Origin of the sequence: Streptomyces sp. NPDC014764 (genome assembly GCF_043082785.1) — a bacterium.
GTDB lineage: Bacteria > Actinomycetota > Actinomycetes > Streptomycetales > Streptomycetaceae > Streptomyces > Streptomyces althioticus.
Genome location: NZ_JBIBXY010000001.1, coordinates 675,979 through 698,562 on the forward strand (window position 1 = coordinate 675,979; position 22,584 = coordinate 698,562).

Below are 22,584 nucleotides of genomic sequence, written 5' to 3' on the forward strand. Positions count from 1 at the left end.
CTCCGCACGCTCCAGCGCGTCGGCGACCAGGGCCATGTTGTCCGCGGCGGCGTCGGCCGCCGTGAACCCGTCGACCACCCGCCCCCACAGCGGCTCGCCGTCGAAGGAGACCTGACGCACACCCGCGTCGGACCGCAGCAGACCCTGCCGCTGCCGCGTGACCCGCAACAACCACGCCCGGCGCTTCTGCGCCTGCATCGCGCTCTTGGTGCGCGACTTCAGACTGCTTCCGATGCGGGTACGCACACTCACTTCAATCCCAAACCTTTCGGCGAGTCCCGACGTGGCCTACATGATGGAGGCATCAAGGCGACCAGCGGCAACGAGCGCTGTACCCCCATACGGCGCCACACGCGGAGCGCTCGAGGCTCCTCCAGGGTCAAGCCGCAGGGGGGAAGTTTACAGCAACGGTGTCACATTCCTGTTCGATGACATGGGCCGCCACGACGGACGGAGTTCACACCTTCGTTGCTCGCGTTTGCGACCGTCAATTCCGGCCCTTACATCTCCCGTAAGGGTATTCTTCGGACTTATCCGCTCCTCATGAGATTCCGACCGTTCACGGCCACCCGGCGATCATTTTCGTGACGTAGCACACACTCGCGTTTGAGCGCAGAGTGTTCGGGCGAGCATGCAGACTTACGGTCATGCGTGTACCTTCACTCCCCGAAGTCCGCCGCCTCACGGAAAAAGAGCGAGACGCCTGGTGGACCGTTCTCCTGGTCGATCCCGTCGCCACCCCTCTTGTCCGCTGGACCGCCATGTGGACACGGGTGACCCCGAACCAGATCACCTGGGCCGCCCTGGTGCTCGGCATCGGGGCCGCGGCCTGTTTCGCCCAGGGTGACTGGCAGTGGCTGGTGGCCGGAGCCGTCGTCTATCACGTCAGCTTCATCCTGGACTGCATGGACGGGAAGCTCGCCCGTCTGACGGGGAAGGGCTCGGCGTTCGGCGCCTGGCTCGACTACATCTTCGACCGCGTCCGCGTGCTGGTGTGCGCCATCGCCCTGATGGGCGGGCAGTACCAGCGGACGGAGGACGTCACCTACATATGGCTCGCCGTGGCCGTGGTGTTCCTCGACATGCTCCGCTACATGGACGCGCTGGAGATATGGAAGGTCCGCCTCAACATGCGGCGGCGCCAGCGTGAGCGTGCCGAGGAACTGGGCCTGATCGACACCTCCCAGGACAACGGCTCGGACGACGAGGCCGACGACACCCCGGTGAAGGGCACCGCCAAGGTCCCCGCCCAGCCGACGGCCGGCGACGCCTCCGCGGCCGCCTCCACGCCGCCGGCCGCCCCCGCGCACGTGGTGCCCCCGGCCAAGACCTTCATCACGCGCCTGCCCGGGTACGTGCGTCTGCGCGACTTCCTCGTCAGCCACCGGATCCGCATCCACCTGTTCAGCGGCATCGAGTTCCAGATGACGATCTTCATCGTCGCGCCGCTGCTCAACGCGATCTTCTGGCCGACGGTCGCCGCGGGCGCCCTGCTCCTCGCCTTCGAGGTGCTCGTCGTCTACCGCCTCCTCCTGGCCACCCGCGCCTTCCAGCGCACGATGGCCCGGTACGACCGCCTGGAGGCCGAGATGAGGTCCGAGACGTCCAGCCCGTCGGAGCAGGCCACGCTGGTCTGAGAGGGGGCGTCCCTCCCGGCGGACAGGATCCCGGTGCCGGAGTCCGTCCAGTCGCTCAACAGGTGTTCACCGAGCGGCTGGACGTGTTCCGGGACGGGACCTGCCCGCACTTCCCGGACAGTGTGAATTCCGTGGTGCGGGATCTCCTCGAGAAGGACACGGAATTCACCCGGAACATCTACGTCATTCTTCTCCGCGTGTCGCCCCGGCAGAGTGCGCCGACCCGGCACAGGATCTCACTTGTTACGACAATGCGACGGAAGATGCGACGGTTCCCTGCTCGGGCGGAGATACGCTCGGGCGTCAGACTCCGCGTCGATCATCCGGAGTCGGCTGGTCCCGGCGGCACCTGGCCCCGGACCGTGTCGCAGACTTCTCACGTCTCGCAGACGCTCCCCGAGCAAGGAGAATCCCCGAATTGTCCGCCCGCGATCTCGCGTCCCCACCGCGGCCGTCAGCAGATGGTGCCCCGTCCGTCCCCCACACGCGGGGCGGCTCGCCCGCACCGCCGTCCGGCGGCGGGCCCGCCCCCGCCGCGGGCGGCGCCGGACTGAGGCTGGACATCCAAGGACTGCGCGCCGTCGCGGTCACGCTCGTGGTGGTGGCCCACGCGGGTGTGTCGTCCCTGGCCGGCGGATTCGTCGGAGTGGACGTCTTCTTCGTCATCTCCGGCTTCCTCATCACCTCGCTGATGCTCCGCGAGTGGAAGCGCGAGGGCCGGATCGCGCTGGGCCGCTTCTACGCACGCCGGGCCATGCGCCTGCTGCCCGCCTCCACCCTGGTCGTCATGGCGACGCTGGCCGGGTCATGGCTGTTCCTGGGCCCGCTGCGGTTCGCGGACTACGCCAAGGACGCCATCGCCTCCGCCTGGTACGTCGTCAACTTCCGCCTGGCCGAGACGGGCACCGACTACTTCAACACGGACGTGCCGCCCTCGCCGTTCCAGCACTTCTGGTCGCTGGCGGTGGAGGAGCAGTTCTACCTGATCTGGCCCGTCCTGCTGATCGTCGCGCTGAAGATCTTCCGGCGCCGCGCCCTGCTGGCGATCCCGCTGCTGGCCCTCGCCGCCGCGTCGTTCGCTGTGAACCTGCACCTCACCGAGACGTCCCCGTCCTGGGCCTACTTCGGCTCGCAGGGCCGCATCTGGGAGCTCGCGGTGGGCGCCCTGCTGGCGCTGGTGGCGCACCGGCTGAACGACATCCCGCGCCCGGTCGCCGCGGTTCTCAGCTGGGCCGGCCTGGCCGCCATCGCCTACGCGGCGGTGGCGTTCGACGACCACACCGTCTTCCCCGGCCACAACGCCGTGATCCCCGTGCTCGGCGCGGCCGCCGTGCTGGCCGGCGGTGCGGCGGGCGGCCGGTACGGCGCGGGCCTGGTGCTGTCGCTGCGTCCCGCCGTGTGGGTCGGCGGCGTCTCGTACGCCTGGTACCTGTGGCACTGGCCGCTCATCGTCATCGTGCCCGCGGCCGCCGGGTTCGGCGAGCACGAGGGCCCGCTGCGGCTGATCGCCGCCCTGGGCGGCCTGGTGCTGGCCTGGCTGACGCTGAAGCTGGTCGAGGACCCGATGCGGTTCCACCGGGCGTTCAAGGCGCACGCGGCCCGTGGTCTGTCGCTGGGCCTCGGTCTGTCGGCGGTCGCGGCGGTGGCCGCGCTGGTCGCCGCGCAGTTCCCGCCGAGCCTGTCCTCCGGTGGCGCGCAGCAGAACACCAAGGAGGCGATCGCCCAGGCGCCCGACCCGCAGGCGGCGCTGACCCGGCTGCTGCAGGACCCGGCGGACAAGATGCCGTCCAACCTCTCGCCGAGCGTGCACGACGTGGCGTACAAGCGGACGGCCGTCTACAACGACGACTGCGCGCTGACCATGTCGGACGAGAAGCAGACACAGCCGTGCCTGTACGGCGACAAGGACGGCGACCGCAGCGTGGTGCTGTTCGGCGACTCGCACGTCGCGCAGTGGTTCCCGGCGTTCGACGCGATCGCCCGCGAGCACGGCTGGAAGCTGTACTCGTTCACCAAGAACGCCTGCAAGGTCGCCGACATCACCATCGCCTACAACAACGGCCCCTACTCGTCCTGCGACGACTGGCGTGAGGTGACCATCGACAAGATCCGCGCGATGCAGCCCGATCTGGTCGTCACCTCCAGCTCCAACTCGGCGAAGCTGTGGGGTGAGGGCGACACCGCCACCGAGTGGGGCGATGGCCAGGCGGAGACGTACCGGATCCTCCAGCGGGGCCGTACGCGCGTGCTCACGCTGCTGGACAACCCCTGGCCGAAGAACAACTCGGTGGACTGCGCGGTGGCCAACCCGGACGACCTGTCCACGTGCGCCAACAAGCTGTCCGAGTCCGACAAGCAGCCCTCGGTGACCAAGGCGATCCGCGAGGCGGCGGCCGCCGAGGACGTGGCGGTCATCGACCCCGCCCCCTGGGTATGCGCCCCCTCCGGCAACTGCCCGGTCGTGGTGGGCAACACGCTGGTGTACCGGGACTACGGCCACCTGGCGGACGCCTACGTCGAGGCTCTGACCCCGGTGGTGGAGGAGCGGCTGCTGCGGCTCTTCGGGGCGGACCTGAGCCGGACGCCCGGCAACTGAGCCACCGCACGCACGACACGCGAACCGAGAAGGGCCCGTTCCGTTCGGAACGGGCCCTTCTCGGTTCGCGTGTCGTGCGTGCGGTGCGCCGTGCGGACTAGAACGGCTCGAAGCCGTCGTACTCCCGCTCCGCCTCGTCCCGCTCGGCGTCGCGGTCGCGGCGGCGCTGGGCGGCCGGGCGGGGGGCCTCGAAGCGGTGGTCCTCACCGCGGCGGCCGAGCATCTCCGCGCCGGCGGTGACGGACGGCTCCCAGTCGAAGACCACGGCGTTGTCCTCGGGGCCGATGGCGACGGCGTCGCCGCCGCGGGCGCCCGCCTTCATCAGCTGCTCCTCGACACCGAGGCGGTTGAGCCGGTCGGCGAGGTAGCCGACCGCCTCGTCGTTGTTGAAGTCGGTCTGCCGCACCCAGCGTTCGGGCTTCTCGCCGCGCACCCGGAACACCAGCTCGCCGCCGGCCTCCTCGCGGGTGACGGTGAAGCCGCTGTCGTCGACCGCCTTGGGACGGATGACGATGCGGGTCGCCTCCTCCTTCGGCCGGGCCGCGCGCGCCTTGGCCACCAGGTCGGCGAGCGCGAAGGACAGCTCGCGCAGACCGGTGTGGGCCACGGCGGACACCTCGAAGACGCGGTAGCCGCGCTCCTCCAGGTCCGGGCGGACCATGTCGGCGAGGTCCTTGCCGTCGGGCACGTCGATCTTGTTGAGGACGACGAGCCGCGGCCGGTTGTCCAGGCCGCCGTACTGGCGCAGCTCCTCCTCGATGACGTCGAGGTCGGAGACGGGGTCGCGGTCGGACTCCAGGGTGGCGGTGTCCAGCACGTGCACCAGGACGCTGCACCGCTCGACGTGGCGCAGGAACTCCAGGCCCAGGCCCTTGCCCTGGCTGGCGCCGGGGATCAGGCCGGGGACGTCGGCGATGGTGTAGACGGTCGAACCGGCGGTCACCACACCGAGGTTGGGCACCAGGGTGGTGAACGGGTAGTCGGCGATCTTCGGCTTGGCGGCGCTGAGCACGGAGATCAGCGACGACTTGCCGGCGCTGGGGTAGCCCACGAGGGCCACGTCGGCGACGGTCTTCAGCTCCAGGACGACGTCGCGCAGGTCGCCCGGCTCGCCGAGGAGCGCGAACCCGGGCGCCTTGCGCCGCGCCGAGGCGAGGGCGGCGTTGCCGAGCCCGCCGCGGCCGCCCTGGGCGGCGACGTAGGAGGTCCCGTGGCCGACGAGGTCGGCGAGCACGTTGCCCGCCTTGTCGAGCACCACGGTGCCGTCCGGCACGGGCAGGACCAGGTCCTGGCCGTCCTTGCCGGAGCGGTTGCCGCCCTCGCCGGGCTTGCCGTTGGTGGCCTTGCGGTGCGGCGAGTGGTGGTAGTCGAGCAGGGTGGTCACGGACTGGTCGACGGTGAGGATCACATCGCCGCCGCGTCCGCCGTTGCCCCCGTCGGGGCCGCCGAGCGGCTTGAACTTCTCGCGATGGACGGAGGCACAGCCGTGACCTCCGTTACCCGCGGCGACATGCAGCTCGACGCGGTCCACGAAGGTGGTCATGGAATGTGCCTCCAGTTACTACGGGGTTGTCTCTTGGGTAACACGCGAAAGGCGGACCCGCTTCCCGTAGGGGAAGTGAGGTCCGCCTCGCGAAAGTGTCCGATCAGGCGACCGGAACGATGTTCACGACCTTGCGGCCACGAGCGGTGCCGAACTGCACCGAACCGGCCTGCAGCGCGAACAGCGTGTCGTCGCCGCCACGGCCGACGCCGGCGCCCGGGTGGAAGTGGGTGCCGCGCTGGCGGACCAGGATCTCGCCCGCGTTCACGACCTGACCGCCGAAGCGCTTCACGCCGAGGCGCTGAGCGTTGGAGTCACGACCGTTGCGGGTGGACGATGCGCCCTTCTTGTGTGCCATCTCTCCTCAGTCCCTTACTTCGCAGCCGCGGGGATCTCAGTGACCTTGATCGCCGTGTACTGCTGGCGGTGGCCCTGACGACGGCGGTAGCCGGTCTTGTTCTTGTAGCGCAGAATGTCGATCTTCTGGCCCTTGTGGTGGTCCACGACCTCGGCCTGGACCTTGATGCCGGCCAGCACCCACGGGTCGCTGGTCACGGCGTCGCCGTCGACGACGAGCAGGGTCGAGAGCTCGACCGTGTCGCCGACCTTGGCGGTGGAAATCTTGTCAACCTCGACGATGTCGCCGACAGCAACCTTGTGCTGGCGACCACCGCTGCGCACGATGGCGTACACGCGGATCTCACTCTCACTCGAAGAACGGCACCCCCGCAGGCCAGTCGCCCACGCACATACGCGGGCGACCTCTCCCGGTCGCGGCCCGCGTCCGGGAGGAAGAGGTTTACGGGGATGTGGCGGTCCCGATGGACACGCCGACGGTCAAGGTTACGGGGCCGGAGCCACGGGGGTCAAACCGGACCCCCGTGCGCCCGCGCCGCTCAGTGACCGGCGACGATCTTCCGTCCGCGGGCGAGGTCGTCGTGGTTGTCGATCTCGACCCACGGAACGTCGCCGATCGGCGCCACGTCGATCCGGAAGCCCCGGTTCACCAACTCCTGGTAGCCGTCCTCGTAGTACAGCTGCGGGTCCCGCTCGAACGTCGCCTTCAGCGCGTCCGCCAGCGCCTCCGCGGCCCCGCCCTCGATCAGCGTCACACCGATGTACTCACCGGTCGCCTCCGCCGGGTCCATCAGCTTCGTGATCCGCCGCATGCCCTTCTCCGGGTCGACGACGACCTTCATCTCCTCGTCGGCGAGCTTCTTCACCGTGTCCAGCGCCAGGATGATCTGCTTCCCGTCACCCCGCGCGTCCAGCAGCGTCCGCTCCACCGACACCGGGTGCACCGTGTCGCCGTTGGCCAGGATCACGCCGCCCTTCAGGGCGTCCCGCGCACACCACAGCGAGTAGGCGTTGTTCCACTCCTCCGCCTTGTCGTTGTCGATGAGCGTCAGCTTCAGCCCGTACTTCGCCTCCAGCGCCGCCTGCCGCTCGTACACGGCCTCCTTGCGGTAGCCGACCACGACACCGACCTCGGTCAGCCCGATCTCCGCGAAGTTGCCGAGCGTCAGGTCCAGGACGGTCGCGGCGTCCGGGTCGCCCTCCGCGCCCACCGGCACCAGGGCCTTGGGCAGCGTGTCGGTGTACGGGCGCAGACGCCGGCCGGCGCCGGCCGCGAGCACGAGGCCTATCATCGCGGTCGTTCTCCTTCGGGGACTGAAAAAGCGTGTGGTCCTGTCCCCCGCGGGGGACAGGACCACACAGCGTAGACGCTGGTCAGCTCTCGTCGGCCGCGGCCGTGACGGAGGAGGGCGCCTGCTGCTCGGCAGCGGCCGTCTTCTTCGTCGTGGCCTTCTTCGCCGTCGACTTCTTGGCGGTGGTCTTCTTCGCCGCCGTCGTCGTCTTCTTGGCTGCCGTCTTCTTGGCCGTCGTCGTCTTCTTCGTGGCGGCCTTCTTCGCCGTGGCCTTCTTGGCCGTCTTGCGGGCGGCCTTCTTGGCCGGAGCGGCCTCCTCGGCACCCTCGACGGGCTCGGCGGCCCGGTCGGCCTCCGGCTCGGCGGCGGGCTCCTCGGCGGGCTTCTGCTCGTCCGCCGGGGCGGACGGCAGGACCACGACGGCCGTGTCCTCGGACGCGGTCGAGGTGCTCGGCTTGCGCACCGCGCGACGCCGCGGACGGGCCGGGGCGGCCGCCTCGGGGGCGGCCTCCGGGGCGGCGGCCTCGGCCGGGGTCTCCTCGGCCTTCGGCGCCTCCTCCGTCCTCGCGGACTCGGCGACGGTCACCACCGCGGCCTCGGCGCCCGCCGGGGAACCGGCCGGGGCAGTCGCCTTGCGGGTGGCCCGGCGGCGGGTGCGGCCCTTGGGAGCGGCCTCCTCGGCCTGCGGCACCACGACGTCCTCGGCGGCGGCCGGCTCGGCCAGCGCCTCGGCGGCCGACTCGGGCTGCACGGGACGCCGCGCCTCCTCGGTGGCCGTCACGTCCTGCGCCGTGGGGACGGTCTGCGTCTCCTCGGCGGCGGGCTCCTCGGCGCGCTCCTCGGCCCGCTTGCGGCCGCCCTTGGCGCTGTCGTGCTGCGGGGAGCCCGCGGGCGCGGAGGCCCGACGGCTCGCCCGGCGGCGCGTACGGCCCCGGGACGCGGCGGCCTCCGCCTCGGCGGCGCTGCTGTACAGCTCCTCGTCCGGCGTGAACTCGGGCGCCGGCAGCGCGGCCGGCTCGGCCACCTCGGCGGCGACCTCGGCCGGCGTCTCCGACTCGGCCTCGGCCTCCTGCTCGGGCGTCTCCGCGGCGATCTCGTGCTCGTGCGGCTGGTCCGCCGCGCCGGCCCGGGCGCGCTTGCGGCGCTTGCCGCCGCCGGAGGAGGACGGCTGGTCGAGGTGGACGATGACACCGCGGCCGTTGCAGTGGACGCAGGTCTCGGAGAACGACTCCAGCAGGCCCTGGCCGACCCGCTTGCGGGTCATCTGGACCAGGCCCAGCGAGGTCACCTCGGCGACCTGGTGCTTGGTGCGGTCCCGGCCCAGGCACTCCAGCAGACGGCGCAGCACCAGGTCCCGGTTGGACTCCAGGACCATGTCGATGAAGTCGATGACGATGATGCCGCCGAGGTCGCGCAGCCGCAGCTGGCGCACGATCTCCTCCGCCGCCTCCAGGTTGTTCCTGGTGACCGTCTCCTCGAGGTTGCCGCCCTGGCCGGTGAACTTGCCGGTGTTGACGTCGATGACGACCATCGCCTCGGTCCGGTCGATCACCAGCGAACCGCCGCTGGGCAGCCAGACCTTGCGGTCCAGCGCCTTGGCGAGCTGCTCGTCGATCCGGTACGTGGCGAAGACGTCGACCTCGCTGGTCCACCGCTGCAGGCGGTCGGCCAGGTCGGGCGCGACGTGGGAGACGTAGCCGTGGATGGTCTCCCAGGCCTCGTCACCGCTGACGATGACCTTGGTGAAGTCCTCGTTGAAGATGTCCCGGACGACGCGGACGGTCATGTCCGGCTCGCCGTACAGCAGCGTCGGAGCGGTGCCGCCGTTCTTGGACCTCTTCTTGATCTCCTCCCACTGCCCCTGGAGCCGCTCGACGTCCCGGCGCAGTTCCTCCTCGCTCGCGCCCTCGGCCGCGGTGCGCACGATGACGCCCGCGTCCTCGGGGACGATCTTCTTGAGGATGGTCTTCAGCCGGGACCGCTCGGTGTCGGGCAGCTTGCGGCTGATGCCGGTCATCGAGCCCTCGGGGACGTACACGAGGTAGCGGCCCGGAAGGGAGACCTGGCTGGTGAGGCGGGCGCCCTTGTGGCCGATCGGGTCCTTGGTGACCTGGACGAGCACCGGCTGCCCGGACTTCAGGGCGGACTCGATGCGGCGCGGTCCGCCGGACATGCCGAGCGCTTCGAAGTTGACCTCTCCGGCGTAGAGCACGGCGTTGCGGCCCTTGCCGATGTCGATGAAGGCGGCCTCCATCGACGGCAGCACGTTCTGCACCTTGCCCAGGTACACGTTGCCGACGTACGAGGTGGCCTGCTCCTTGTTGACGTAGTGCTCGACGAGCACGCCGTCCTCCAGGACGCCGATCTGCGTGCGGTCGCCGTGCTGGCGGACCACCATGACGCGCTCGACGGCCTCGCGGCGGGCCAGGAACTCGGCCTCGGTGATGATCGGCACGCGCCGGCGGCCCTGCTCGCGGCCCTCGCGGCGGCGCTGCTTCTTGGCCTCCAGACGGGTGGAGCCCTTGATGGACTGCACCTCGTCGGACGGCTCGGCACCCTTTTCCCGCGGGGGACGGGGCTCGCGGACCTTGACGACGGTGCGCTCGGGGTCGTCGGCGGACGGCTCGGGCTCCCCGCCGCTGTCCCCGGCGCGGCGACGACGGCGGCGACGGCGACGGCTGCTGCTGGAACCGCCGTTGTCCTCGGGCTCCTCGCGCTCGTCGGCGTCCTCGTCGCCCTGCCCGTCGGTGTCCTCGGCGTCCTGCGCGGACTGCTCGCTTCCGGCCCGCTCGGCGGCTTCGGCGTCGCCGTCCTGCTGCTCGCCTCCGTCGGCGTCGGCGGAGTCGCCACGGCGGCGGCGACGGCCACCACGGCGACGGCGACGGCGCGAACCGGACGACTCGTGGTCGTCGTGGTCGTCACCCTCGTCGCTGTCGGCCTGGTCCTCCGCCTGATCGGGAGCTTCCTCGGCGTCGGCCTCGGGGGTCTCCTCGGCGGCTGCCGGAGCGGCGGCCTCGGGCTCGTCGGAGGCGCCCTTGCGGCGACGGCGACGACGGGAGGCGGTGGGCTGCTCCTCCGGGAGCTCCTCGGACTCCTCCTCCGGCTCCGCGGGCTCGGCGAGTCCTGCGGCGGCCTCGGCGGCGGCCCGCTCCGGCGTCTGGAAGCGGGGCTCGGTGAACACCGGCGGCTGGAACACGGCGACGGCGGGACGCGCGGGACGACGCGGGGCGTCGTCGCTGTCCTCGGCCTCGGCGCCGCGTGCGGGGCGCGCGGGCTCGGCGAACCCGGCGGCAGCCTTGCGGACGGCGCGCCGGCGGCGGCGCGGGCCGCCCTCCTCGGCGGGGGTCTGCGCGGCGGGGGTCTCGTCCTGCTTGTCGTTCTCCGTCACCGGGGCCTCCTCGGTGGTCGGGGCGGCCTGCTCGGTCTCGTCGTCGCCCTGTGCGGCGACGGCGTCGGCCGTCGCGTCGGCGGCGGGAGCACCGGCGGGCGCGGACGCGCGCCGAGAGGCACGGCGGCGGGCGCGGCGCGGGGCGGCGTCCTCGGTGTCGGCGGCGGGCTCCGGGGCCGGGGCGGTCTCTTCCGCCGCTTCCGCAGCGGGCTCCTCCGCCTTCGGCTCGGCGGGGGTCTCGGGCGCTGCCTCGGTCACCGGTGCGGTCACGGTGCGCGTGGCACGGCGCCGGGTACGGCGCGGAGCGGCGTCCTCCGTCGCAGCGGCGGCCGGCTCGGCCGGGGCGTCGGCGGTCTCGGGGGCCGCTGCGGGCTCGGGGGCCACGGCGGCCTCGTCGGCGGCCGGAGTACCCGCGGCCGGCTCCGGTGCGGTCACGGTGCGCGTGGCACGGCGCCGGGTACGGCGCGGAGCAGCGTCCTCCGTCACGGCGGCGACCGGCTCGGCCGGGGCGTCGGCGGGCTCGGGGGCCACGGCGGTCTCGTCGGCGGCCGGAGTACCGGCGGCCGGCTCCGGTGCGGTCACGGTGCGCGTGGCACGGCGCCGGGTACGGCGCGGAGCAGCGTCCTCTGTCGCAGCGGCGGCCGGCTCGGCCGGGGCGTCGGCGGTCTCGGACGCGGGCTGCGCGGCGGGGACGACGGTCTCGGCAGCCTCCGCGGACGCCGGTGCTCCGGCGGGCGCGGCCGCGCGGCGGACCACACGGCGACGCCGGGGCGCGGGGGCGGCCCCGGTCTCCTGCTGGATGTCGGTCGCGCCCTCGGCGGCCTGGGGCGTCTCCGCCGGTTCGGCGGGCGCCTCCGCGGCCGGTATGGCCGGCGTGACGGTCTCCGCCGTGCTGCCCTCCGCTGCGGCGGGCGGGCCCGCCGGGCGGGACGCGGCCCTGCGTCGCCGGCGGGGCGGCAGGGTGTCGCTGGGGGTGTTCGGTTCGGAGCCCTCGGTGGGCTCGTTCTCGGTCGGTTCGAGCATGCGGGCGTTTCTCCCGTCAGGCTCCCGGGCGCCGCGCCTGGTCCGGCGATGCCGGTGACGTCCGCGGCCCGCGCTGTGCGCGGTGGCCGCCGTCCGGGGCGCGGGCGCCGCTCGGGAGCTCTCTGTGTCCTGTCTCGCCGGTTCCGTACGCCGAATGCGTACGGCCTGGCGAAAGTCTTCTGGTCGGTGCGCTGCCCGACCCAGGTGGCTCCCGAGTTCGAGGGCGGCGCTTACGACGTCCGTCCCTACGCGGGACCTTCCTTACGCCGGCGCCGTCGCGGCGGCAGTGGCGGCGGCCGTGTGCGGCTCGGTCGCTGCTGCCTCGCGGTCGGGCGCGAGCGGGTCGGTCACCGTGCCGGTCTCTTCATCGAACAGCCCCTGCGCCAGCCTGGTCACCGCTACGGGGACCGGCGGCGCCAGGTCGGCCACGGCGCGGAGACCGGACAGGACGTCGTCGGGTCGTACGGCAGGCGTCACGTGCCGAACAACCAGCCGCAGTATCGCACAGGGCCGGTCGGTCGGCCTATCAGCCGGCGAGGAGTCCGTCGCGGCGTATTCCCCGACGGTTTCGAGGGAGGCGACCGCGGAACGGGCGTCGAAGGTGCGGATGCCGTTCTTCATGCGGCGCTGGACCTCGACGCTCCCGGCCGCCTCGAAGGCGTCCACCGCGCGGCGGGCGTCCTCGGGGGCGACGCCGTCCAGCCGCAGCTCCCACACCGAGGCCGTGAGCCGGTCGGCCAGCCCGGAGGTGCGGGCCTCGACGGCCTCGACGATGTCGAGCCCGGCGGGCATCGACTCGTCGAGCAGGGCCCTCAGAGGCTCGGGGTCCCGTGTCTCGGTGAGCGCGATCTCCAGGTATTCGGCCTCGCTGCCGGTGCCGGTGGGTGCGGCATTGGCGTACGACACCTTCGGGTGCGGCGTGAAACCGGCCGAGTACGCCATGGGCACGTCGGCGCGGCGCAGCGCGCGCTCGAAGGCACGCTGGAAGTCACGGTGGCTGGTGAACCGGAGGCGGCCGCGCTTGGTGTAGCGCAGTCGGATGCGCTGCACCGCGGGTGCGGGCGGCGGGCCTTCGGGCTGTCGCTTGCCCAGTGGATCTTCTCCTTGTCGCAAGGGGGCGCGGGGAGCGCCTTCCCCTTCCAGGGTACGGCCGTACGGGACGGCCCCGGCGGGCCCGGCCGGGCGCCGGGACCGTGTCCCCTTCAGGGTACGTGCCCGTGGGGACGCCGGTTCCCCGGCGTCACCAGCCGGCGGGACGCTCTCCCTGCCCGCCTGTACCCGCTCCGGTACCCCAGGCCGCACCGGGCATGCCGTCCTCATGCCGGGCGGCGGGAGCGTCGAAGGAGACGCACCCGCCGGAGCCCGCCGGAGCACCCTTCACCTCCCGACCGCCGCGTTTACCTGCCGTCCGGCGATCACCGAGAAGTGCCCGCCGGACGTCCTGGCGGACCTGACGGGCAGTCACACGGACGGAACGGAGGGTGTCCCGTGTGACGCGTCCCACGCTGCGCGCGGCGTTCGCGACCGGCCTCAGTACCGCGTCACGGACGGCGCGGCCGACGGGCGCGAGCACGGTCCGGTACACCCAGCGGGCCGGCTCCACGACCGTCCACCGGAAGACGGCGGCGATCGCCCGTCCCACGGCGAGCGAGACGTACCCCGCGACCCGCCAGGCGTGCCCGAGGGCCGCCCCGGCCTCCCGCGCGACGACGGACAGCACCCGGCCGACGGGCGCCAGCACCCAGCGCCACACGGCGTGGGCGGGCCACACCACCAGGACGCGGGCCGTCCAGTACAGGGCCGTGGCGATCCCGGCGACGATCAGCGAGGCCAGTGCGAAGAGCCCCCGGCCGCACCACGCCAGCGCGTGCCCGACAGGAGTGAGCACCCACCGGTACAGCCACACCGACGGCACGACCAGAAGCCGGTGCCCCAGCCGGACCAGGGCGTGCCCGACAGGCGTCAGCACCCTCCGGTACAGCCACCCGGCCGGGACGACGACCAGTACCGTGCCCAGCCACCGCAGCGCGGCCCCGAGCGGCACGAGCACCCAGCGCCAGAGCGCGACGAACGGCCACACGAACACCGCGCGCCCCACCCATGCCAGCGCGCGCCCCACCGGACGGAACACCCTGCGGTCGAGGAACCGCCCCGCGACCACCAGGGCGTCCCACACCATCCGCACCGGCACCACCAGCACGAGCACCACGATCCGCACCGGCATGCGCAGCGCGACGACGAGGCACCCCTCTCCGGCCTGCTGCTCCCGCGACTTCTCCAGATCCATACCTGCGAGGACGCCGGGGACGCCCGCGCGGATCCGAACACGCCCCGGCGGGCTCTTCATATGCTGAAAGGCCCATCGAAAAAAGGAAATTCGGAGCCTTCGACAAACCAATTGTCGCTATGGCCGTTCACTCATTCGCCGCGCATCCAAGTGAAAGTGCCGCCGTTAGTCGCTGTATGAAGGCAAGCAGGTCAGCTCCGCCCCAACTGCACTTCGCACAACCATTGTTGAGTGCTCCCGCCGGCCCGATGAATCAATCCTGACATGAATGATGAACGCTACGACCCGCTCTGGTACAACGCCGACGCAGCGGACCCGTTCACCGAAATGGGTACCGGCCGGCACCGGGCCGGAGCCGTCTACGCGGAGCCCGTCGAGCCCGCCGTGCCGCCCTGGGACCCGGCCGAGGAACTGGCCTATCTCCTCCAGGAGGCCCGCACCGACGAGTACGCCACCCCCACGGTGCCGCCGCCGCGCGAGGAGACCTCGGTCACCGCTCCCCCGGCCGGCAGCCCCATGGGCAATCTGCAGGAGATCACGGCCGAACTGCCGCCCCTGCGCTCCGCGCCGCGCGGCCACCGCAAGCCCCCGCGGCCCCGCCCCGACGCCCTGCGCGTCGCCAGCTACGCCATCGCCGCGATGGCGGCGGTCACCGTGTCGATGGTGAGCGTCTTCAGCGGCGTCGTCACGTACGAGCCGCTGCTCCTCGTCACCACGGCGCACAGCAGCGGCGACTCCTCGTCCTGGTGGCCGATCCTGGTGTACGGCCCCTGGCTGGCCGGCTCCCTCTCCATCCTCCGCGCGGCCCTCCACCAACGACGCGCCCTGCACTCCTGGTTCGTCGTCCTGCTCTTCTCCTCCGTCGCGGTCCTGCTGTGCGTGGCCCAGGCGCCCCGCACCGTGACGGACACGGCGGCCGCGGCCCTCCCGGGCGTCGCCGCCCTGGCCTGCTTCCAGCAGCTGGTCCGCCAGATCACCCTCACCCGCCCGCCCCGCCGCACGGTCAGCCCCCGCCACCGCGTCCGCCCGTTCAACGGCCGCCAGGTCCCGTGACCCGCATATCGCGCACCCATGCGAAACGGAGCAGCGGCCCCCGTGCGGGGCCGCTGCTCCGTTCCATGACTGCGCCCGGCCGTCCGGGCCGCGGTCAGTGCGCGTGACCGCTCGGCACCGGACCCGCGTTCTTGACCGTCAGCGGCAGCAGCTTCTTGCCCGTCGGGCCGATCTGGATCTCGGTGTCCATCTGCGGGCAGACCCCGCAATCGAAGCACGGGGTCCAGCGGCAGTCCTCGACCTCGGTCTCGTCGAGGGCGTCCTGCCAGTCCTCCCAGAGCCAGTCCTTGTCCAGGCCCGAGTCGAGGTGGTCCCAGGGGAGGACCTCCTCGTAGGTGCGCTCACGGGTGGTGTACCAGTCGACGTCCACGCCGAACTCGGCCAGCGCCTTGTCCGCGCACGCCATCCAGCGGTCGTAGGAGAAGTGCTCGCGCCAGCCGTCGAAGCGGCCGCCGTCCTCGTAGACCGCGCGGATGACCGAGCCGATGCGGCGGTCGCCACGGGAGAGCAGGCCCTCGACGATGCCGGGCTTGCCGTCGTGGTAGCGGAAGCCGATCGAGCGGCCGTACTTCTTGTCGCCGCGGATCTTGTCGCGGAGCTTGGCCAGCCGCTCGTCGGTCTCCTCGGCGGAGAGCTGCGGGGCCCACTGGAACGGCGTGTGCGGCTTGGGCACGAAGCCGCCGATGGACACCGTGCAGCGGATGTCGTTGGAGCCGGAGACCTCGCGGCCCTTCTGGATGACGCGCGTGGCCATGTCGGCGATCTGGAGCACGTCGTCGTCGGTCTCGGTGGGCAGGCCGCACATGAAGTACAGCTTCACCTGGCGCCAGCCGTTGCCGTAGGCGGTGGCGACGGTCCGGATCAGGTCCTCCTCCGAGACCATCTTGTTGATGACCTTGCGGATGCGCTCCGAGCCGCCTTCGGGCGCGAAGGTGAGACCGGAACGGCGGCCGTTGCGGGTCAGCTCGTTCGCCAGGTCGATGTTGAACGCGTCGACGCGGGTCGAGGGGAGGGAGAGCCCGATCTTGTCTTCCTCGTAGCGGTCGGCCAGGCCCTTGGCGATGTCACCGATCTCGCTGTGGTCCGCGGAGGACAGGGAGAGCAGGCCGACCTCTTCGAAGCCGGTCGCCTTCAGGCCCTTGTCGACCATGTCGCCGATGCCGGTGATGGACCGCTCGCGCACCGGTCGGGTGATCATGCCGGCCTGGCAGAAGCGGCAGCCGCGGGTGCAGCCGCGGAAGATCTCCACCGACATGCGCTCGTGGACCGTCTCCGCGAGCGGCACGAGGGGCTGCTTCGGGTAGGGCCACTCGTCGAGGTCCATGACGGTGTGCTTGGACACACGCCACGGCACGCCGGAGCGGTTCGGCACGACACGGGCGATCCGGCCGTCGGGGAGGTACTCGACGTCGTAGAAGCCGGGGACGTAGACCCCGCCGGTCTTGGACAGGCGCAGGAGGAGTTCCTCGCGGCCGCCGGGGCGGCCCTCCTCCTTCCATGCGCGGACGATCCGCGTGACCTCGAGGACGGCCTGCTCGCCGTCGCCGATGACGGCGCAGTCGATGAAGTCGGCGATCGGCTCCGGGTTGAACGCCGCGTGGCCGCCGGCCATGACGATCGGGTCGTCGAGGCCGCGGTCCTTGGCCTCCAGCGGGATGCCGGCCAGGTCGAGGGCGGCGAGCATGTTGGTGTAGCCGAGCTCCGTGGAGAAGCTCAGGCCGAACACGTCGAAGGCCTTGACCGGACGGTGGCTGTCGACGGTGAACTGCGGCACACGGTGCTCGCGCATCAGCGCCTCGAGGTCCGGCCAGACGCTGTAGGTGCGCTCGGCCAGGACGCCGTCCTGTTCGTTGAGGACCTCGTAGAGGATCATGACGCCCTGGTTGGGGAGTCCGACCTCGTACGCGTCCGGGTACATGAGGGCCCAGCGGACGTCGCAGGAGTCCCAGTCCTTGACCGTGGAGTTGAGCTCTCCGCCGACGTACTGGATCGGCTTCTGCACATGCGGGAGCAGAGCTTCGAGCTGCGGGAACACAGACTCGGCGGCTTCGGCAGGCATCTCGCGAACCTTCGTGTGGGGTGACTGCTGGTCCCCCGGGCCGGTGCCTCAGGGGCGGGTGACCATCCAGCCTAACCCGCCCGGAGGGGTCTCCCGTACGGCGCTCAGAACGGGAACGCCCGGCTGATCGAACTCCACGCCTCGGGCAGCGCCTCCTCGGCGACCCGGGCGCGGTGCGCCTCACCGGCGTGCAGCACCCCGTAAGTGAAGTCGCTCTCCCCCGCCGCGTGCGCCACGGCGGCCAGCTCGCGCAGGGTGCGGCGGGCCATGACGCTGTCCTGGTGGTCGCCGAGCAGGCCCTGCAGCGACTTCATGTCACGGACCGCGTCCTCGGCGGGTTCGCCGAGCGCGGGTGCGGCGGCCTCGGCGGCGTACCGGGTGCGCTTGGTCTTCTTGCGCGCCTCGTGCAGCGCCGTGTCGCGCTCGGTGCCAGGCGGCAGTTCCAGTGCCTGTTCGACGAGCGCTGTCAGCTTGCCGAAGTCCTTGCGTACGGACTTGGCGAGGACCTTCTCCGGGCGGGCGCCGGCCTTCTTGCGCAGGGGCGGGTCGGCGAGCAGGGCGTCCAGGGCATCGAGGAGGGCGAGGTGGCGGCGCGAGTCGAGGATGGCGACGAGCTCGTGGTGGGCGCCTTTGTGGCGGGCCTCGGACCAGGCGGCGAGGCGCTCGGTGACCGGCCCGTTGACCTGGTCGGCGGGGAGCCGGCCGAGGGCCTGGGTGAGGCGTTCGGCGAGGACCTCCTGGTCGCGGTCCTTGCCCAGCTCGGCGGCCAGCCACTTCAGGTCGGCGGCGACCGGTTCGGTGGCCGTGCGGTCGAGGACGGAGCGGAAGCTGCGGAAGGTGCTGCGCAGCCGGCGGGTGGCGACCCGCATGCGGTGCACGGCGTCGGGGACGTCCTGCCGCACGGCGGGGTCCAGCTCGACGAGGGCGTCGCGCTGGGCGCGGACGTAGGCGAGGACGTGGTCGCCCGCGGTGACGGGGGTGCCGTGCGGGCGGGGGCGGTGCTTGTGCCGGGGTGCGGCCTCGGGGGCGGTGGCGGGGGGTGTGCAGGCGGCGGCCTCCTGCGCGGGGGATCCGGCGGCCGGGGCGTTCTCGGTCTCGGCCAGGGCGCGGGCCAGTTTCGAGGAGGACGACGAGGGCCGTACGCCCGCCTTCCTCAGCCGTTTCTCCACCTTGTCGAGGAAGGCGGGGTCGCCGTCGTCGGCGAGTTCCACCTCGATCTCGGTCCAGCGTGCCTCTCCGCCCCCGCCGGTGAGGCGTTCGGCGTGCACGGTGTCGACGCTGACCTCGGCGAGCAGCCGGTCCTGGTCGTCGAGGAGGTGCCGGACGTCGCGGTCGGAGCGGAGGCGGACCACGGGCCGCAGTTCCCGGTCGCGGACGCGGGAGCGGACGAGGGCGGCGAGTTCGTCCGGGAGGGTGTCGGAGAGCGGGGCGCGGATCTCGTCGCGCACGCCGGGGGCCACGGGGAACTTGAGGTGCCATCCGGCGTCGGCGCCTCCGGTGCGTCGGCGGAGGGTGACGGAGGACGCGGCGAGACGCTGGTCGTCGGTGTCGTGGTAGGTGGCGTCGAGGTGGGTGACGCCCCGGCCGCGCACGGACGCGACGCCGGGGACGCGGGTCAGTTCGGGCAGAGCGGCGTCGTCGGACTCGTACTTCCGCTCGATCTCGCGCTTGGTGTCCGCCATGTACCGAATCTAGTCGCCCGGGGGGCGGAGCGGCAGTGGGCCGCTCCACCCCGGTGAGGCGGGGCCCGGTGTCAGGCGGACATGGGGCGCTGCATCCGGATCGACTGCAGCAGCCCTATCGCCAGCCATACCGCGAACATCGAGGAACCGCCGTAGGACACGAACGGCAGCGGCAGACCGGTGACCGGCATGATGCCCAGGGTCATGCCGATGTTCTCGAAGGTCTGGAAGGCGAACCAGGCGACGATGCCCGCTGCGACGATGGTGCCGTAGAGGTCGGTGGTGTCGCGGGCGATGCGGCAGGCGCGCCAGAGGATGATGCCGAGCAGGCCGATGATCAGCGCGCCGCCGACGAAGCCCAGTTCCTCGCCGGCGACCGTGAAGACGAAGTCGGTCTGCTGCTCGGGGACGAACTGGCCGGTGGTCTGCGAGCCCTGGAAGAGGCCGGAGCCGGTCAGTCCGCCGGAGCCGATGGCGATGCGGGCCTGGTTGGTGTTGTAGCCGACGCCGGCCGGGTCGAGCTCCGGGTTGGCGAACGCGGCGAAGCGGTTGATCTGGTACTCGTCGAGGATCCCGAGCTGCCAGACGGTGATCGCGCCGGCCGCGCCCGCGCCGAGCAGGCCGAAGATCCAGCGGTTGGAGGCCCCCGAGGCGAGCAGCACGCCGAGCACGATGATGACCATCACCATGACCGACCCGAGGTCGGGCATGAGCATCACGATCAGCATCGGCACGACGGCGAGGCCGAGCGCCTGCAGCACCGTGCGGTGGTCGGGGTAGGGCTTGTCGCCCGCGTCGACCCGTGCCGCCAGCAGCATCGCCATGCCCAGGATGATCGTGATCTTCACGAACTCCGAGGGCTGGAGGGAGAAGCCGCCGGGCAGCTTGATCCAGGAGTGGGCGCCGTTGATCGTGGAGCCCAGCGGGGTGAGCACCAGCAGGATCAGGAACACCGAGGCGCCGTACAGCAGGGGGACCGCCGTGCGCAGCCCGCGGTGGCCGAGCCAGATCGCGCCGATCATCAGGGCGACGCCGATGCCGGTGTTCAGCCAGTGCCGGACCAGGAAGTAGTACGGGTCGCCCTGGTTCAGCTCGGTGCGGTTGCGGGTGGCCGAGTAGACCAGCAGCGAACCCAGCAGGGACAGGGCGAGCGCCGCGAGCAGTATCGGCCAGTCCAGCCGGCGGGCCAGGCCGTCGCGGGCGAACACCCGTGTCCAGCCGGTCCGCTCGGGTCCGTATCCGGAGACCTGGAAGCTGTTGACGCCGCCGGTCATGACGCCGTCCTCTCCGGGCGTGCCGCGCGCGGCCGGGGGGCGCGGCGGCCCGGGCGTCCCCCGCCGCGGCCGGGGCCGCCGCCCCGGCGTCGTCCTCGGCGGGTGTCGCGGTTGGTGTTCTCCGGCGACGGGGTCGTGCCCGCCTGCTGCGGGTCGGCCGGGTCGTCGCCCTGCGGGGTGGTGGCCTCGGCGTCGGGCGAGGGCGAGGAGCGGAACTCCTTGGCGAAGTCCTTGGCGATCTTCGGAGAGGTGACGGTGCCGTCCGTGCGGACCTTGGGAAGGGTCTTCTGCGGCTCGGGCAGCAGCGCCTTCTTGTTGTCGATCTCGCCGTCCTCGGACACGCCGTAGAGGGCGTTGTAGATGTTGCGCACGGCGGGGCCCGAGGCGCCGGAACCGGTACCACCCTGGGAGATCGTCATCACGATCGAGTAGTCCTCGGTGTAGGTGGCGAACCACGAGGTGGTCTGCTTGCCGTACACCTCGGCCGTACCGGTCTTGGCGTGCATCGGGATCTTGTCCTGCGGCCAGCCCCCGAACCGCCACGCGGCCGTTCCGCGGGTGGCGACTCCCTCGAGGGCTTCGTCTATCTGCTTGAGCATCTTCTTCGACGTGGGCAGCTTGCCGTGCGCCTTGGGCTCGATCTCCCTGACGGTCTTGCCGTCGGGGCTGATGACGGCCTTGCCGACGGTCGGGTCGTACAGCGTGCCGCCGTTGGAGAGGGCCGCGTAGATGGTGGCCATCTGGATGGGCGTGACCATCGTGTCGCCCTGGCCGATGGAGTAGTTCACCGAGTCACCGGCGCGCAGGCGGTTGCCTTCGAGGCAGTTCTCGTAGGCGATCTGCTCGGCGTAGCTGCCGCCCTTCTTGCCGTACTTGCACCAGGCGTCCTTGTTGGCCTTCCAGTAGTCGGCCTTCCACTGGCGGTCGGGGACGCGGCCGGTGACCTCGTTGGGCAGGTCGATGCCGGTCTCCTTGCCGAGGCCGAACTGGTGGGCGGTCTTGTAGAACCAGTCGTTGGCGTCCTTCTTCGGCTTGTTGCCGCCGTCGCGCTTCCACTCCTCGTGGGAGAGGGAGTAGAAGACGGTGTCGCAGGAGACCTCGAGCGCCCGGCCGAGGCTGATCGGGCCGTGGTTCTGCGACTCGAAGTTCTTGAAGACCTGGCCGCCGATGGAGTACGAGCTGGAGCAGTTGTAGGGGCCCTCGAAGGAGTAGCCGGCCTTGATGGCGGCGGCCGTCGGGATCACCTTGAAGATGGAGCCGGGCGCCGACAGGCCCTGGATGGCGCGGTTCAGCAGCGGGTAGTTGGACTTCTTGCCCGTGAGCTGGGCGTAGTCCTTGGCGGAGATGCCGCCGACCCAGGCGTTGGGGTCGTAGGTCGGGTTGGAGGCCATGGCGACGACGCGGCCGGTCTTGGCCTCCATGACGACGACGGCGCCGGAGTCGGCCTCGTAGTTCCGACCGGTGTTGCGGTCGTGCTGCTTGCGGGCCTCCTTCATCGCCTCGTTCAGCTCGTACTCGGCGATGCGCTGCACGCGGGAGTCGATGCTGGTGACGAGGTTGGCGCCGGGCTCGGCGGGGTCGGCCTCGGCCTGGCCGAGGACGCGGCCGAGCTTGTCGACCTCGTAACGGGTGACGCCGGCCTTGCCGCGCAGCTGCTTGTCGTACTGCCGCTCCAGGCCGGAGCGGCCGACCATGTCGGAGCGCAGGTAGGGCGAGTCGGTGTCCTGGGCCTGCTGGATCTCCTCGTCGGTGACCGGCGAGAGGTAGCCGAGGACCTGGGCGGTGTTGGCCTTGCCGGGGCCCGGGTAGCGGCGCAGCGCCTGGGGCTCGGCGGTGATGCCGGGGAAGTCCTCGGCGCGCTCGCGGATCTGCAGGGCCTGCTTGGGCGTGGCCTCGTCGGTGATGGGGATCGGCTGGTACGGCGAGCCGTTCCAGCAGGGCTGGGGGGTCTCGGCGTTGCACAGCCGGACCTTCATCATGACGTCCTCGGGCTTCATGCCGAGGACGCCGGCCAGCTTGGTGAGGACCGCCTTGCCGTCGTCCTCCATCTTCATGAGGTCCGTGCGGGAGGCGGAGACGACCAGTCGCGTCTCGTTGTCCGCGAGGGGCACGCCGCGGGCGTCGAGGATGGAGCCGCGCACGGCGGGCTGGACGACCTGCTGCACGTGGTTGCCGGAGGCCTCCTTGGCGTACTGGTCGCCCTCGCGGATCTGGAGGTACCACAGCCGTCCGCCGAGGGTGCCGAGCAGGGAGATGACGAGGACCTGGATGACGACGAGCCGGACCTGGACGCGTGTGCTGCGGCCGGTCTCGGGGATGTTGGTCACGCTGCTTCCTCCCCTCTCAGAGCGCGTGCGTGCGGATGGTGACAAGTGGTGAACGACCGGCCGGTG

Annotated in this window: 14 protein-coding genes and 1 pseudogene; 3 read left to right on the forward strand and 12 right to left on the reverse strand. The window is 71.7% G+C overall.

All coding sequences use genetic code 11. From position 1 onward, the window contains the following. Nucleotides 1-252: pseudogene (locus tag ACF1AG_RS03100) on the reverse strand (sugar phosphotransferase); the annotation flags it as partial. 395 nt (nucleotides 253-647) lie between these two features. Between ACF1AG_RS03100 and ACF1AG_RS03105 the strand changes: the two are divergent. Together ACF1AG_RS03105 and ACF1AG_RS03110 are read left to right on the forward strand one after the other, a co-directional pair. Next, nucleotides 648-1,637 (forward strand): CDP-alcohol phosphatidyltransferase family protein, encoded by a 990-nt coding sequence (locus tag ACF1AG_RS03105; protein ID WP_359605034.1) that lies wholly within the window; start codon nucleotides 648-650, stop codon nucleotides 1,635-1,637. Between the two features lie 418 nt (nucleotides 1,638-2,055). Further along, complete coding sequence (locus ACF1AG_RS03110; protein WP_391809250.1) at nucleotides 2,056-4,233, forward strand: acyltransferase family protein; 2,178 nt, start codon at nucleotides 2,056-2,058, stop codon at nucleotides 4,231-4,233. Nucleotides 4,234-4,330: 97 nt separating this feature from the next. Here ACF1AG_RS03110 and obgE read toward each other — a convergent pair whose 3' ends face one another. The 7 genes from obgE to ACF1AG_RS03145 form a co-directional block, all read right to left on the reverse strand. After that, nucleotides 4,331-5,776: a GTPase ObgE gene (gene obgE, locus ACF1AG_RS03115; protein ID WP_359608079.1), complete on the reverse strand. Its 1,446-nt coding sequence runs from the start codon at nucleotides 5,774-5,776 to the stop codon at nucleotides 4,331-4,333. A gap of 103 nt (nucleotides 5,777-5,879) precedes the next feature. After that, nucleotides 5,880-6,134, reverse strand: coding sequence for a 50S ribosomal protein L27 (gene rpmA, locus ACF1AG_RS03120; protein WP_019523100.1), 255 nt, complete (start codon nucleotides 6,132-6,134; stop codon nucleotides 5,880-5,882). A gap of 14 nt (nucleotides 6,135-6,148) precedes the next feature. Continuing rightward, complete coding sequence (gene rplU / locus ACF1AG_RS03125; RefSeq protein WP_004931419.1) at nucleotides 6,149-6,469, reverse strand: 50S ribosomal protein L21; 321 nt, start codon at nucleotides 6,467-6,469, stop codon at nucleotides 6,149-6,151. 203 nt (nucleotides 6,470-6,672) lie between these two features. Next, nucleotides 6,673-7,425: a sugar phosphate nucleotidyltransferase gene (locus ACF1AG_RS03130; protein ID WP_391809251.1), complete on the reverse strand. Its 753-nt coding sequence runs from the start codon at nucleotides 7,423-7,425 to the stop codon at nucleotides 6,673-6,675. A gap of 82 nt (nucleotides 7,426-7,507) precedes the next feature. After that, a complete protein-coding gene (locus ACF1AG_RS03135) occupies nucleotides 7,508-11,836 on the reverse strand; it encodes a ribonuclease E/G (RefSeq protein WP_391809252.1) in 4,329 nt (1,442 codons plus the stop codon). Between the two features lie 261 nt (nucleotides 11,837-12,097). Further along, nucleotides 12,098-12,886 carry a TIGR03936 family radical SAM-associated protein gene (locus ACF1AG_RS03140; protein ID WP_387794542.1) on the reverse strand — a complete coding sequence of 263 codons (789 nt, stop codon included), beginning with the start codon at nucleotides 12,884-12,886 and terminating at the stop codon, nucleotides 12,098-12,100. 190 nt (nucleotides 12,887-13,076) lie between these two features. Then, on the reverse strand, nucleotides 13,077-14,123 hold the full coding sequence (locus ACF1AG_RS03145) for a hypothetical protein (RefSeq protein ID WP_391809253.1): 1,047 nt from the start codon (nucleotides 14,121-14,123) through the stop codon (nucleotides 13,077-13,079). A 264-nt stretch (nucleotides 14,124-14,387) separates the two neighbouring features. Here ACF1AG_RS03145 and ACF1AG_RS03150 point away from each other — a divergent pair, with 264 nt between their 5' ends. Further along, on the forward strand, nucleotides 14,388-15,176 hold the full coding sequence (locus tag ACF1AG_RS03150; RefSeq protein ID WP_359602028.1) for a DUF2637 domain-containing protein: 789 nt from the start codon (nucleotides 14,388-14,390) through the stop codon (nucleotides 15,174-15,176). 94 nt (nucleotides 15,177-15,270) lie between these two features. Here the strand turns inward: ACF1AG_RS03150 and ACF1AG_RS03155 are convergent, their stop codons facing one another. The 4 genes from ACF1AG_RS03155 to mrdA form a co-directional block, all read right to left on the reverse strand. Beyond that, entirely contained in the window at nucleotides 15,271-17,235 is a 1,965-nt protein-coding gene (locus ACF1AG_RS03155) for a TIGR03960 family B12-binding radical SAM protein (protein WP_359753176.1), read from the reverse strand. A 104-nt stretch (nucleotides 17,236-17,339) separates the two neighbouring features. Beyond that, a complete protein-coding gene (locus tag ACF1AG_RS03160) occupies nucleotides 17,340-18,917 on the reverse strand; it encodes a CYTH and CHAD domain-containing protein (protein WP_359602017.1) in 1,578 nt (525 codons plus the stop codon). Nucleotides 18,918-18,988: 71 nt separating this feature from the next. After that, nucleotides 18,989-20,191, reverse strand: a complete 1,203-nt coding sequence (gene rodA / locus ACF1AG_RS03165; RefSeq protein ID WP_387794537.1) for a rod shape-determining protein RodA — start codon at nucleotides 20,189-20,191, stop codon at nucleotides 18,989-18,991. After that, complete coding sequence (gene mrdA, locus ACF1AG_RS03170; protein ID WP_391809254.1) at nucleotides 20,188-22,518, reverse strand: penicillin-binding protein 2; 2,331 nt, start codon at nucleotides 22,516-22,518, stop codon at nucleotides 20,188-20,190. The genes rodA and mrdA overlap by 4 nt, the downstream gene beginning before the upstream one ends. Between the last annotated feature and the right edge of the window lie 66 nt (nucleotides 22,519-22,584).

Excerpts from the sequence above, each read along its gene's own strand:
- ACF1AG_RS03105 (WP_359605034.1), top strand. The coding sequence starts at position 648 with ATGCGTGTACCTTCACTCCCCGAAGTCCGCCGCCTCACGGAAAAAGAG.
- obgE (WP_359608079.1), bottom strand. The coding sequence starts at position 5,776 with ATGACCACCTTCGTGGACCGCGTCGAGCTGCATGTCGCCGCGGGTAAC.
- rpmA (WP_019523100.1), bottom strand. The coding sequence starts at position 6,134 with ATGGCACACAAGAAGGGCGCATCGTCCACCCGCAACGGTCGTGACTCC.
- ACF1AG_RS03130 (WP_391809251.1), bottom strand. The coding sequence starts at position 7,425 with ATGATAGGCCTCGTGCTCGCGGCCGGCGCCGGCCGGCGTCTGCGCCCG.
- ACF1AG_RS03135 (WP_391809252.1), bottom strand. The coding sequence starts at position 11,836 with ATGCTCGAACCGACCGAGAACGAGCCCACCGAGGGCTCCGAACCGAAC.
- ACF1AG_RS03145 (WP_391809253.1), bottom strand. The coding sequence starts at position 14,123 with ATGGATCTGGAGAAGTCGCGGGAGCAGCAGGCCGGAGAGGGGTGCCTC.
- ACF1AG_RS03150 (WP_359602028.1), top strand. The coding sequence starts at position 14,388 with ATGAATGATGAACGCTACGACCCGCTCTGGTACAACGCCGACGCAGCG.
- ACF1AG_RS03155 (WP_359753176.1), bottom strand. The coding sequence starts at position 17,235 with ATGCCTGCCGAAGCCGCCGAGTCTGTGTTCCCGCAGCTCGAAGCTCTG.
- ACF1AG_RS03160 (WP_359602017.1), bottom strand. The coding sequence starts at position 18,917 with ATGGCGGACACCAAGCGCGAGATCGAGCGGAAGTACGAGTCCGACGAC.
- rodA (WP_387794537.1), bottom strand. The coding sequence starts at position 20,191 with ATGACCGGCGGCGTCAACAGCTTCCAGGTCTCCGGATACGGACCCGAG.